This window comes from Pseudomonas sp. GD04019, from assembly GCF_029837695.1.
GTDB lineage: Bacteria > Pseudomonadota > Gammaproteobacteria > Pseudomonadales > Pseudomonadaceae > Aquipseudomonas.
In genome coordinates, this window is record NZ_JAOEEA010000010.1 from 87,097 (window position 1) to 99,905 (window position 12,809).

Annotated in this window: 12 protein-coding genes; 9 read left to right on the plus strand and 3 right to left on the minus strand. The window is 66.5% G+C overall.

The features are described from left to right. Window position 1: 1 nt before the first annotated feature. A complete protein-coding gene (locus N7607_RS16605) occupies window positions 2-892 on the minus strand; it encodes a DMT family transporter (RefSeq protein WP_279866016.1) in 891 nt (296 codons plus the stop codon). 134 nt (window positions 893-1,026) lie between these two features. Between N7607_RS16605 and N7607_RS16610 the strand changes: the two genes are divergently transcribed. The 3 genes from N7607_RS16610 (at window position 1,027) to N7607_RS16620 (ending at window position 4,556) form a co-directional block, all read left to right on the plus strand. Continuing rightward, the gene (locus N7607_RS16610) at window positions 1,027-1,464 is read left to right on the plus strand and encodes an Lrp/AsnC family transcriptional regulator (RefSeq protein ID WP_279866017.1); all 438 of its coding nucleotides are present in this window, start codon (window positions 1,027-1,029) and stop codon (window positions 1,462-1,464) included. An 11-nt stretch (window positions 1,465-1,475) separates the two neighbouring features. Then, window positions 1,476-2,609 (plus strand): class C beta-lactamase, encoded by a 1,134-nt coding sequence (gene ampC / locus N7607_RS16615; RefSeq protein WP_279866018.1) that lies wholly within the window; start codon window positions 1,476-1,478, stop codon window positions 2,607-2,609. Between the two features lie 78 nt (window positions 2,610-2,687). Next, complete coding sequence (locus N7607_RS16620) at window positions 2,688-4,556, plus strand: UvrD-helicase domain-containing protein (RefSeq protein ID WP_279866020.1); 1,869 nt, start codon at window positions 2,688-2,690, stop codon at window positions 4,554-4,556. A 57-nt stretch (window positions 4,557-4,613) separates the two neighbouring features. Here N7607_RS16620 and cysS read toward each other — a convergent pair whose 3' ends face one another. After that, on the minus strand, window positions 4,614-5,999 hold the full coding sequence (cysS, locus tag N7607_RS16625; protein WP_279866021.1) for a cysteine--tRNA ligase: 1,386 nt from the start codon (window positions 5,997-5,999) through the stop codon (window positions 4,614-4,616). Between the two features lie 3 nt (window positions 6,000-6,002). Beyond that, window positions 6,003-7,670: a glutamine--tRNA ligase/YqeY domain fusion protein gene (locus N7607_RS16630; RefSeq protein ID WP_279866022.1), complete on the minus strand. Its 1,668-nt coding sequence runs from the start codon at window positions 7,668-7,670 to the stop codon at window positions 6,003-6,005. Window positions 7,671-8,004: 334 nt separating this feature from the next. On the opposite strand from N7607_RS16630, the gene N7607_RS16635 reads away from it, so the two are divergent. From N7607_RS16635 to N7607_RS16660, 6 genes are all read left to right on the plus strand, one after another. Beyond that, window positions 8,005-8,499, plus strand: coding sequence for a peptidylprolyl isomerase (locus N7607_RS16635; RefSeq protein ID WP_279866023.1), 495 nt, complete (start codon window positions 8,005-8,007; stop codon window positions 8,497-8,499). Between the two features lie 4 nt (window positions 8,500-8,503). Beyond that, entirely contained in the window at window positions 8,504-9,226 is a 723-nt protein-coding gene (gene lpxH / locus N7607_RS16640) for a UDP-2,3-diacylglucosamine diphosphatase (protein WP_279866024.1), read from the plus strand. A 102-nt stretch (window positions 9,227-9,328) separates the two neighbouring features. After that, window positions 9,329-10,681, plus strand: coding sequence for an SPFH domain-containing protein (locus tag N7607_RS16645; protein WP_279866025.1), 1,353 nt, complete (start codon window positions 9,329-9,331; stop codon window positions 10,679-10,681). A gap of 148 nt (window positions 10,682-10,829) precedes the next feature. Further along, complete coding sequence (locus N7607_RS16650) at window positions 10,830-11,360, plus strand: hypothetical protein (RefSeq protein WP_279866026.1); 531 nt, start codon at window positions 10,830-10,832, stop codon at window positions 11,358-11,360. A 308-nt stretch (window positions 11,361-11,668) separates the two neighbouring features. Then, entirely contained in the window at window positions 11,669-12,322 is a 654-nt protein-coding gene (locus N7607_RS16655; protein ID WP_279866028.1) for a hydrolase, read from the plus strand. Between the two features lie 50 nt (window positions 12,323-12,372). Then, a complete protein-coding gene (locus N7607_RS16660) occupies window positions 12,373-12,801 on the plus strand; it encodes an organic hydroperoxide resistance protein (RefSeq protein ID WP_279866029.1) in 429 nt (142 codons plus the stop codon). Window positions 12,802-12,809: the final 8 nt, after the last annotated feature.

A 12,809-nucleotide genomic window follows, 5' to 3' on the forward strand; every position in this document is an offset into this window, starting at 1 on the left:
CTCAGGCCGTGGCCAGACGCCGCCGACGCAGGCTCCAGCCCTGCTGCATGCCGGCCGCCGCCAGCAGGATCGCCGCCACACCCAGCCACTGCAGCGGGCTGAGGCGATGCCCGAAGGCCAGCCAGTCGACGAAGATCGCCGCGATCGGATAGATGAACGACAGCGCCCCGGTCAGCGCCGTCGGCAGCTTCTGGATGGCGCTGTACAGCAGCATGTACATCACCCCGGTATGCAGGATGCCCAGCGCCGCCAAGCTGGCCCAGGCCTGCGGCTGCTCGGGCAGCTGATAACTGGCCAGCGGCGCCAGCATGAGGATGCCGGTGAGCAGCTGAATCAGCGCGATCAGGTGCGGCGGCGTGGCGGAGAGGCGTTTGACGATCAGCGCCGCCACTGCATAGAGCAGTGCCGCGCCCAGGGCCAGGGCGATGCCCAGCAGGTAGTTCTCGCCCGAGGTACCGGTGTCGCCGTGGGCACTGACGATGGCCAGCATGCCGAGGAAGGCCACGCCCAACCAGGCCAGCTTGGCCAGGGTGATGCGCTCGCCGAGGAACAGCGCGGCCAGCCCCACCAGCATGAACGGCTGCACGTTGTACACCGCCGTGCTGATGGCGATGGACGCCTTGGAGTAGGAGGCGAACAGCAGCAGCCAGTTGCCGACGATGGCCACCCCGCTGACCAGCGCCAGGACCAGCACCCGGCGACTCAGCAGCTCGCGGCGCAGCAGGCCGAGCGCGGCGCACACCAGCAGCAACATCGCGCCGCCGATCACGCAGCGCCAGAACACCACGTCGATCACGGCCTGGCCGGAGACCAGAACGAACCAGCCGATGGTGCCGGAAATCAGCATCGCCGCGATCATTTCCAGCGAGCCGCGCTTGAGGGTCTTGTCCATGGTCGGGGTCTCCGGTTGGGGTGCAACTATTATTCGGCTACCCCTACCGACCAATACAGGTCTAATCTAAGGCGAAACTGGAGCACTGCCTTTATTACGAAGGTATTTTTCAGAAATAACCTTATGAGCACGTCATGACCGACGAAATCGACCAGCTTCTGCTGAACGCTCTGATGGAAGACTCGCGCCGCTCGCTCAAGGCGCTGGCGCAGATCAGCGGCCTGTCCTCGCCCAGCGTGGCCGAGCGCCTGCGCCGTCTCGAGGAACGCGGGGTGATCAAGGGCTACACGGTGGAAGTGGACCCACGCCACTTCGGCTACCAGCTGCAGGCCATCGTCCGCGTGCGCCCGCTGCCCGGCAAGCTGCAGGAGGTGGAGCGGCAGATCCAGTCGATCCCCGAGTTCACCGAGTGCGACAAGATCACCGGCGAGGACTGCTTCGTCGCCCGCCTGCACGTGCGCTCCATGGAGCAGCTCGACGAGCTGCTGGACCGCATCAACGCCTATGCCGAAACCAACACCGCCATCGTCAAGAAGACCTCGGTGCCGCGCCGGCTACCACCGATGACCTGAAGGATTTACCCATGCGATTCACAATCACCGCACTGGCCCTGCTGCTGGTTGGCCAGACGGCCATGGCGCAGCCGACCGAGCTGCGCGCCGCCGTCGATGCCGCCGTGCAGCCGGCCATCGAGCAGTACCGGATTCCCGGCCTGGCCGTGGCCATCGTGCACAAGGGCGAGCGGCACTTCTTCAACTACGGCGTCGCCTCCCGCGACAGCGGCCAGGCGGTGAACGAGCACACCCTGTTCGAGCTGGGCTCGGTGAGCAAGCTGTTCAGCGCCACCCTCGGCGCCTACGCCCAGGCCGAGGGCAAGCTGCGCCTGGACGACCAGGCCAGCCAGCATCTGCCGGCGCTGCGCGGCACTGCGTTCGACCAGATCAGCCTGCTCGACCTGGCCACCTACACCCCCGGCGGCCTGCCGCTGCAGTTCCCGGATGCCGTGCACAACGAGCGGCAGATGCTCGACTACTACCGCGCCTGGCAACCCGCCTACCCCGCCGGTAGCCAGCGCCAGTATTCCAACCCCAGCATCGGCCTGTTCGGTCACCTGGCCGCCGCCAGCCTGGGCAAGCCCTTCGACCAGTTGCTGGAGCGCCAACTGTTCCCGCAGCTGGGCATGACGGAGAGTCATGTGCACGTGCCGCAGGGCCAGATGGCGCGCTACGCCTGGGGCTACCGCGACGACCAGGCGATTCGCGTGCAGCCGGGCCCGCTGGATGCCGAGGCCTACGGGGTGAAATCCAGCGCCGCCGATATGCTGCGCTTCGTCGAGGCCAGCCTCGATCCGTCGCAGCTACCGGCACCGCTGCGCCAGGCCATCGCCACCACCCATCAGGGCTACTACCGGGTCGGCGACATGAGCCAGGGCCTGGGCTGGGAGCGCTATGCCTATCCCATCACCCTGCAGCGTCTGCAGGCCGGCAATTCCTCGCAGATGGCGCTGCAGCCACATGCGGTCGAGCGCTTCGCCACGCCACAGCCGGCTGAGGGCGACCTGCTGCTGAACAAGACCGGCTCGACCAATGGCTTCGGCGCCTATGTAGTGCTGTTGCCGGCCCGCGACACCGGCCTGGTGATCCTGGCCAACCGCAACTACCCGAATGCCGAGCGGGTGCGCCTCGCCCTGCAGATCCTCAACACACTGGAGCCCTGAGTCGCTGGCCCATTGCCAGGCTCCAGCCGGGGGCGGAAAGCCCGTATGATGGCCGGCCGCATCTGCTTCCGAGTTGCCATGCTGTCCGCCGTCAAACGCTACCAGGCGCTGTTCTCCGCTGCCCTGGCGCGCTACTTCCCCCGCACCACCGAGTACCTGCGCGCCGAGCGTGAGGCCGCCGCCAGGCTGCGCCAGCCGCAACCGCGCGCCAAGCGCGCCGCCAGCGGCGGCAAGGCCAAGGCCGGTGGGCGCAAGAAGAAGGCCAGCGATGGCCCTGCCCCCGCACCCACCGGCATCTATTCCAGCGCCCGCCTGAAGATCGACGAGAGCCAGATCGCCGCCATGCGCGAACGCGTCGCCGAGGCGGTGGCGGCGGGACTGATCGGTGCGCCGTCCGATGAACAGTGGGCGATGATCCTCTGCCGCGCCCCGCTGGCGCGCATCTTCGCCGGCGCCGGCTCGGGCAAGTCCACCACCCTGCTGCTGCGCGTGGTGTTCATGCTCTGCCACCTGCAGATTCCCGCCGCTAGCCTCACGGTGATCTCCTTCACCAACGCCTCCTGCGCCGAGCTGCGCGGTCAGCTGCTGCGCCTGCTGGCCTTCTGGCAGTTCCCCTTCGACGAGGCGCAGACGCGCCAGTGCGTGCGCACCTTCCACTCGGCCATGGCGCAGCAGGCCAAGGCGCTGCTGGGTGCGCCGAGCTGGTTCGAACAGCTCGGTAGCGGCGCCAGCGAGGAGCCAGACGCTCCTGCCGGTGGCCGCCTGCCACCCGCGCAACAGCGCCTGCTGCGCCAGGCTTACGACGAGCTCTACGCCAGCGATGCCGCCTTCCGCCAGCAAGTGCATGAGCTGCTCGGCGTGGCCATGCCCGAAGCCGTCGGCAAGCCGCCGCAGGAGGGCCTGCGCCTGGCCGGCGAGCTGCGCGCCACGCCCCTGTTCGAGGCGTTCTACCAGCAGGGCTGCTTCGCCGAGAGCCTCGGCCTGCGCCCGGACCGTATCGACGCCGCCACGCTGGACTACGCGCCGCGCGAACGCCTGTTCCTGCAGGCACTCGCCAGCTTCTGGGCGCGCTTCCAGGCGCTGTTGCAGGCGCAGGGCGTCACCACCTTCGATGCCGCCTTCCGCCAGCTCGGCGAGCGCCTGGCCAACGCCGAAGAGCTGCCGACGGAAGCCATCGAACCGCTGCGCCATCTGCTGATCGACGAGTTCCAGGACATCTCGCCGCAGATCGTCCAGTGGCTGCAGGCCGTGCATCGCGCCCTGGCCGGCCGCGGCAAGGCGGTCAGCCTGATGGCCATCGGCGACGACTGGCAGTCGATCTACGGCTGGCGCGGCAGCTCGCCGGAGCTGTTTCTCGACTTCGACCGTCACTTTCCTTGCCGCGGCAAGGCCAAGAGCCAGGTGCTGATGCTGACCAGCAACTTCCGCAGCATCGAGCCGATCCTGCGCGATGCCGAGGCGCTGTTGGCGGGCGTCGCCTGCAAACAGGCCAAGAGCAGCCAGGCGATCAAGACCGCGCAACCGGGCGACCACGGCGTGCGCCGCATCGAGGGCTTCGACCTCAAGCGCCAGCTGCCCGAGCTGCTGCAGGAAATCGCCGCGCAGTGCGCGCATGTCGCCCAGCGCGGCAGCCGCGAGCGCCACCCGGTGCTGCTGCTGGGCCGGCGCAACGATGCGCTGAAGCAGGTGCAGGCCCAGTTGGACCCGAGCCTGCCGGTGCGCGCCTACAGCATCCACCGCGCCAAAGGCCTGCAGGGCGAGGTGGCGATCATCCTCGACGACGGCGGCAGCCCCGAGTCGCATCCACTGCGCAATGCGCTGTATGCCCACTGCGGCCTGTTCCGCAACAGTTACGACCAGGCCATGCGCGACGAGAGCCTGCGCCTGGCCTATGTGGCCGCCACTCGGGGCGTCAGCCGGGTGATCTGGTATTCGGGCAAGCGCTGAACACGCAGGCATGAAAAAGGCCGCCAGAAGGCGGCCTTTTTAGTGGAGCGGAACAGCTTACTCGGCCAGACGCCAGGTGGTGCCGCCCTTGCCGTCTTCCAGCACCACGCCCATGGCGGTGATCTGGTCGCGGATGCGGTCGGACTCGGCCCAGTTCTTGTCGGCACGGGCCTGCAGGCGCGCGGCGATCAGGGCGTCCACCGCGGCGGCGTCGACCTTGCCGGCGGCACCAGCCTGGAGGAAGGCATCCGGCTCCAGCTGCAGCACGCCGAGCACGCCGGCCAGCTGCTTGAGCTGGGCGGCCAGGCCGGCGGCGGCCTGTACGTCCGACTCACGCAGGCGGTTGACCTCGCGGATCATCTCGAACAGCACGGCGCAGGCTTCCGGCGAGTTGAAGTCGTCGTCCATCGCCGCGCCGAAGCGCTCGACGAAGGCTTCGCCACCGGCAGGTGCCGCTTCCGGCAGGCCTTTGAGGCCGTTGTAGAAGCGCTCCAGGGCGCCCTTGGCTTCCTTGAGGCTGTCTTCCGAGTAGTTGATCGGGCTGCGGTAATGGCTGGACACCAGCAGGTAGCGCACCACTTCCGGGTGGTACTTCTCCAGCACCTCGCGGATGGTGAAGAAGTTGCCCAGGCTCTTGGACATCTTCTCGCCGTCCACGCGCACCGCGCCGGCGTGCATCCAGGCCTTGGCGTAGAGCTTGCCGGTGGCCGCCTCGCTCTGCGCGATCTCGTTCTCGTGGTGCGGGAACACCAGGTCCGGGCCGCCGCCGTGGATGTCGAAAGTCTCGCCCAGGCAGCAGGTGGACATCACCGAGCACTCGATGTGCCAGCCCGGACGACCGGCGCCCCAGGGCGAATCCCAGCTCGGCTCGCCCGGCTTGGCGCCTTTCCACAGGACGAAGTCCAGCGGGTCCTGCTTGATTTCGTCGACCTCAATGCGGGCACCGATCTTCAGGTCTTCGATCTTCTTGCGCGACAGCTTGCCGTAGCCGACGAACTTGCCGACGCGGTAGTACACGTCGCCATTGCCCGGAGCGTAGGCGTAACCCTTGTCGATCAGGGTCTGGATCATCTGGTGCATGCCGGCGATATGACCGGTGGCGCGCGGCTCGATGTCCGGGCGCAGCACGGACAGGCGCGCCTCGTCCTCATGCATGGCGGCGATCATGCGCTCCACCAGCGCTTCGAACGGCTCGCCGTTCTCCTGGGCACGCTTGATGATCTTGTCGTCGATGTCGGTGATGTTGCGCACGTAGGTCACGTCATAGCCGCGCTGACGCAGCCAGCGGGTGACCATGTCGAAGGCGACCATCACGCGGGCATGGCCGATATGGCAGAAGTCGTACACGGTCATGCCGCACACGTACATGCGCACCTGGTTGCCTTCCAGCGGCTGGAACGGCTCCTTGACCTTGCTCAGGGTGTTGTAGATGGACAACGCCATGGATCAGGCTCCCCAGGTGTCGCGCAGGGTGACGGTACGGTTGAACACCGGCTTGCCGGGCTGCGAGTCCTTCAGGTCGGCAACGAAGTAGCCTTCGCGTTCGAACTGGAAGCGTTCCTCGGCGCCGGCATTGGCCAGCGACGGCTCGGCGCGGCAGCCGGTGAGCACCACCAGCGAATCCGGGTTGATGTTGTCGAGGAAGCTGCCGCCCTCTTCGTCCTTCTCCGGGTTGGCGGAGCGGAACAGGCGGTCGTACAGCCGCACTTCGCATTCCACGCTCTCGGCGGCCGGCACCCAGTGGATCACGCCCTTGACCTTGCGGCCTTCGGGGTTCTTGCCCAGGGTGTTCTCGTCGTAGGAGCAGCGCAGCTCGACGATGTTGCCGGCGGCGTCTTTGATCGCTTCGTCAGCGCGGATCACGTAGCTGCCGCGCAGGCGCACTTCGCCACCCGGGATCAGGCGCTTGAAGCCGTCCGGCGGGGTTTCCTCGAAGTCGCTGGCGTCGATGAAGATCTCGCGGCTGAACGGCAGCACGCGCACACCCATGTCCTGCTTGGGATGGCGCGGCAGTTCGAGATTCTCGATCTGGCCTTGCGGATAGTTGGTGATCACCACCTTGAGCGGCTTGAGCACGCACATGGCGCGGGCGGCGTTGGCGTCCAGGTCCTCGCGGATGGCGAACTCCAGCATGCCGATATCGACCACGCCGCCGGCGCGGTTGACGCCGATCATGTCGCAGAAGGTACGGATCGAGGCCGGGGTGTAGCCGCGGCGACGATAGCCGGACAGGGTCGACATGCGCGGGTCGTCCCAACCATTGACGTGTTTCTCGTCAACCAGCTGCTTGAGCTTGCGCTTGCTGGTGATGGTGTAGTTCAGGTTGAGGCGAGCGAACTCGTACTGGCGCGGTTGCGCCGGCACCGGCAGTTGCTCGAGGAACCACTCGTACAGCGGGCGATGGTCTTCGAACTCCAGGGTGCAGATGGAGTGGGTGATGCCCTCGATGGCGTCCGACTGGCCATGGGTGAAGTCGTAGCTCGGGTAGATGCACCACTTGTCGCCGGTCTGGTGGTGATGGGCGTGGCGGATGCGGTAGAGGATCGGGTCGCGCAGGTTCATGTTGCGCGAAGTCATGTCGATCTTGGCGCGCAGCGAACGGGCGCCGTCCGGGAACTCGCCGGCCTTCATGCGGGCGAACAGGTCCAGGCTCTCTTCTACCGAGCGCTCGCGGAACGGGCTGTCCTTGCCGGGACTGGTCAGGGTGCCGCGGTACTCGCGCATTTCCTCGGCGTTGAGGTCGCAGACGAAGGCCTTGCCGGCCTTGATCAGCTCGATGGCCCAGGCGTGCAGCTGGTCGAAGTAGTCGGAGGCGTAGCGCTCCTTGCCGGCCCATTGGAAGCCCAGCCACTCGACGTCGCTCTTGATCGCGTCGATGTATTCCTGGTCTTCCTTGGCCGGGTTGGTGTCGTCGAAACGCAGGTTGCACTCGCCGCCGAATTCCTGGGCCAGGCCGAAGTTCAGGCAGATGCTCTTGGCGTGGCCGATGTGCAGGTAGCCGTTGGGCTCCGGCGGGAAGCGGGTGATGATCTTGGCGTGCTTGCCGCTGTCCAGATCGGCCTGAACGACGGGGCGCAGGAAGTTGGCGGCTTTTTCGACGGTGGGCTTGCTCATGATGTCCTTAGCTTCGAGGTGCGCGGCTCGCGGCCCGTGGCGGTTTCGCCCCAGGGTAGGCCGGTCAAGACAAAGCCCGTATGATACCCAACCCGTCAACCCCCTGACAGCCGCAAAGCGACCAGGAGTGGCCTTTTAGAACCTGTTTACGATCTAGCGAGCTAGAGCAAAACGCGGGCGAAACGACCGAAGAAGCGCAGTTTACAAGTGGTAAATGAGCATTCTGAGGGAGTTTCAACCTCGTTTGGCCGACGCGCAGCAGATCGTAAACAGGTTCTTAGCGCGAACGCGCCGCCGCCCTGCCCGCCTAGCCCGAATTCGAGAGCGTATCGCCATGATCAAACTGCACACCAACCACGGCGTCATCACCCTGGAACTGTTCGAAGACAAGGCCCCGGAAACCGCGGCCAACTTCAAGGAATACGTGAAGAGCGGTCACTACGACGGCACCGTGTTCCACCGCGTGATCGGCAACTTCATGATCCAGGGCGGCGGTTTCGAGCCGGGCATGAAGCAGAAGTCCACCCGCGCCCCGATCAAGAACGAGGCCAACAACGGCCTGTCCAACAAGGTCGGCACCGTCGCCATGGCCCGCACCATGGACCCGCACTCCGCCTCCGCGCAGTTCTTCATCAACGTCGCCGACAACGGCTTCCTCGACCACACCGCGCCGACCATGCAGGGCTGGGGCTACGCGGTATTCGCCCAGGTGACCGAGGGCATGGACGTGGTCAACGCCATCAAGGGCGTGGACACCACCATGAAGTCCGGCCACCAGGACGTCCCGGTGGAAGACGTGATCATCGAGAAGGCCGAAATCGTCGAGTGAGTCGATGATCCTGCTGATCTCCGATCTACACCTGGAAGAGGAACGCCCGGACATCACCCGGGCGTTTCTGCATTTCCTGCAGACCCGCGCCCGCCAGGCCGAGGCGCTGTACATCCTCGGCGACTTCTTCGAGGTATGGATCGGCGACGACGGCATGTCGCCCTTCCAGCAAGGCATCGCCCGCGCCCTGCGCGAACTCAGCGATGCCGGTACGCGCATCTTCCTGATGCACGGCAACCGCGATTTCCTGATCGGCCGCGCCTTCTGCCGCGCCGCCGGCTGCACCCTGCTGAAGGACCCGAGCATCGTACGCTTCAACGACGAGCCGGTGCTGCTGATGCACGGCGACAGCCTGTGCACCCTGGACGTGGGCTACATGAAGCTGCGCCGCCTGCTGCGCAACCCGCTCAGCCTGTTCATCCTGCGCAACCTGCCGCTGTCCACCCGCCACAAGCTGGCGCGCAAGCTGCGCAACGAGAGCCGCGCGCAGACCAGCATGAAAGCCCGCGAGATCATCGACGTGACCCCGGACGAAGTGCCGCGACTCATGGCCGAACACGGCGTGCGCACCTTGATCCACGGCCACACCCACCGCCCCGCCGTGCATGAACTGGAAGTGAACGGCCAGCCGGCCCGACGCATCGTTCTCGGCGACTGGGACAAGCAGGGCTGGGCCCTGCAGGTGGACGCCAACGGCCTGCACCAGGCGCCGTTCGCCCTCGACTGAGCGACCGGCGAGAGCCAGCCCACATACCGGCACAGTGCCACTTGACGCACCGGCGGGCGCTACGCAGCATTCGCGCACCGTTCCCGCAGTCAAGGACAGATCATGGATATCTCCAGCGGCCCCAGCTCCAAACTCTCCCTCATCAAGTACGTCGGCATTCCGGTGCTGGTCGCCGCCGTCGGCTTCGTCGGCTTCAACGGCGTGTTCTTCTACAACGAAGCCGGTTTCGCCACCCATGTGCGGACCATCTTCGGCGAAGAGAAGATCGTCGACGACGTGGGCTACGCCACCAAGTGGTTCGGCCGCGCCACCCCGTGGAAGAAGGCCCTCAGCGTGCAGTCGGTGCTCACCGAGGCCCTGGAGATCGACGACAGCAGCGACAACGACTCCCTCGGCGCCACCATCGAGGCCTTCCCCATCGTGTTCCTCGGCAACGTCGACGCCAAGGTCGAGTCCTCGGCGCGCTTCCGCCTGCCCAGTGGCGACCAGTTCCTGAAGATCGCCCAGGAATATCGCAACCCGGAAAACTTCATCAAGACCGCCCTGGTCCCGGCCATCAAGGAAACCCTGCAGGCCACCGCCTCGCTGATGAGCGCCGACGACTTCTACGCCGGCGCGCGCAGCGAGTTCGCCGCCGAGTTCGAGAACCAGCTCAACGACGGCCTGTACCTGATCAAGCGCAAGGAAGTGCGCGGCCCGCGCGGCCACCAGCCGAGCCAGACCGCGATCCTCCAGGCCGGCACCGAGCAGGGCACCTTCGGCGACAACAGCGCCAGCCAGTTCGTCACCGAGAAGGTCATGGACAGCAAGGGCATCCCGGTGCGCAAGCAGCAGCAGTTCCGCAAATACGGCGTGGAAGTGGTCGAGGCGCGCATCACCAACGTCGACCCCAACCCGCAGTACAAGCAGCGCATGGTCAAGGTCCAGCAGGCCCTGGCCGAGCTGGCCGTGGCCCGGCAGAACCGCCTGAAGGAAGAGGAAGAGAAGCTGCTGGTCACCGCCCGCGGCGAGAAGGAAGTGGAAGCCCGCCGCCAGGAAACCCTGCGCGACCAGATCGAGCGCACCACCCAGGCCGAGACCGAGAAGCAGCTGGCGCGCATTAACGCCGAGCGCGAGAAAGGCCGTGCCGAGATCGAGAAGCAGACCGCTGAGCTGCTGCGCGACAAGGCCGCCATCACCGCCGACGCCACCAAGATCACCGCCGACGCCGAAGCCTATGCGCGCAAGGCCGTGATCGAGGCCGACGGCGCCCTGCAGCCCAAGCTCGATGCCCTGGTGGAGATCAACAAGGTGTGGGCCGAGGCCGCCTCCCAGGCACCGGTACCCGGCGTGATGATGGGTGGTGGCGCCAACGGCGCCAGCGCCAGCCGCCAGGACGAGATCGGCCAGCTGATGGGCATTCTCGCCACCAAGGCCGCCCGTGACCTATCGCTGGACATGAAGGTCAAGGAATAAGCCGCACCGCGTCACCCGAACGCCCCGCTCCGCGGGGCGTTTTCGTTTGGCGACACGCTTCGTTGATGCGGGTCAAGGCTCGCCCCGGTACGCCGCGTAGGCTGGTGTGCAACCGGGCAATTGCCCGGACCGTGCGATGGAGGTCGCCATGAACGACATTCTTCTGGTGTGCTACTCGCGTACCGGGAACACCCGGCTGGTCGCCGACGAGCTGGCCCAGCTCACCGGCTGGCCGCTGGGACTGATCCACGACACCAAACCGCGCGCCGGCACCAGCGGCGACTGGCGCTGCATGCTCGACGCCTGGCTGCGCAACCGCCCCGACTACCGCTACGAGGGCCCTGCGCTGGAACGCTTCGAGCACATCGTGCTGCTCACCCCGGTGTGGATGAAGGGCCTGGCCGCGCCGCTGCGCACCTTCCTCGCCGACCACGACCTGTCGCGCCAGCGCATCTCGGTGGTCTGCACCCAGGGCGGCCGCGGCGGCTTCAATGCGGTGGAAGAGATCGCCACCCTGACCCGCCAGGTGCCGTCGCCGGTGCAGATCCTGCTGCAGAGCGAAGTGCTCGGCGGTCTGTCGCCACAACGCCTGGAAGATTTCGTGGTGCAGGTGCTGGCCTCCTCCACCTACCAGCGCGATCGCCAGCGCCCCGTCTGGCTGTCGCCCGTGGCCTCCTGAGAACCAGCATCTCCCGGCTCGCGACCATGCGGCGTAAAGGCGCCCAGGGTCGCCAGCCCGGTCGGCATGCTCGTTGACCGGCCATAAACTCGCGTGCGAGCCCAGCGCGCTTTCCCGGGCGTTTCGCGGGCAACCGGAACCTTGCCTGGCCTAATCCAGAAGACCGTGAACAGGTTCTGCACCAGCGCCTCGCCCTTGGGGCGTTTTCTTTTGCGCACGCCGGTACAAAACCGGCACGACCATGCAAGAGCGCAACGGCGCCCGGCGTGACACTCCATGCTCCTTTCATTCCTCTCTGGAGCATCGCCATGGCCACCGCCTCTGCCGCCGCCGGCAAGACCCTGCTGAATCCGCTCGATCACACCCTGATCATGATCGATCACCAGTCGCAGATGTCCTTCGCCACCAAATCGATCGACGCCGTCACCCTGCGCAACAACGCCGCCCTGGTGTCCAAGGCCGCCAAGGAGTTCGGCGTCGCCACCATCCTCACCACCGTGGCCGAGAAGAGCTTCTCCGGGCCGATCTTCGACGAGATCAAGTCGGTGTTCCCCGAGCACCAGGTGATCGACCGCACCACCATGAACACCTGGGAAGACCCGCGCATCGCCGTGGAGGTGAACAAGTTCGGCAAGAACAAGATCGTTCTCGCCGGCCTGTGGACCTCGGTATGCATCGTCGGCCCGGCCCTGTCGGCGATCGACCAGGGCTTCGAGGTCTACGTCATCGCCGACGCCTGCGGCGACGTCTCCGACGAGGCCCACGAGATGGCCCTGCAGCGCATGATCCAGCTCGGCGCGCGACCCATGACTTCCCTGCAGTACCTGCTCGAACTGCAGCGCGACTGGGCCCGTGGCGAAACCTACGACCAGACCGTGAAGACCTCCATCGAACATGGCGGCGCCTACGGCCTCGGCCTGATCTACGCCAAGACCATGTTCAACGCCTCCGAAGGCCACTGACAGCGGCGCGCCGGGCCTGGAACGGCCCGGTCTCGTCCAGGAGCATCACCATGTCCATCGAAAAAATCCTCTACCGCGCCTATGCCGAGGCCTACGGCGGCCGTGACGGCCGCGCCGTGTCTTCCGACGGCATCCTCGACGTGGCCCTGACCACGCCCAAGGAACTGGGCGGCGCCGGCGGCGAAGGTACCAATCCGGAGCAGCTGTTCGCCGCCGGTTACTCCGCCTGCTTCCTCGGCGCCCTCAAGTTCGTCGGCATGCGCGACAAGCTCAGCGTGCCGGCCGACGCCTCCATCGAAGGTGTGGTCGGCATCGGCGCGGTACCCACCGGCTTCGCCATCGAGGTGGAGCTGCGCATCAGCCTGCCGGGCCTGGCCCGCGAGGCGGCGCAGGAGCTGATCCAGCGCGCGCACATCGTCTGCCCCTACTCCAACGCCACGCGCAACAACATCGACGTCACCCTCACCCTGGTCGACTAAACAGGATT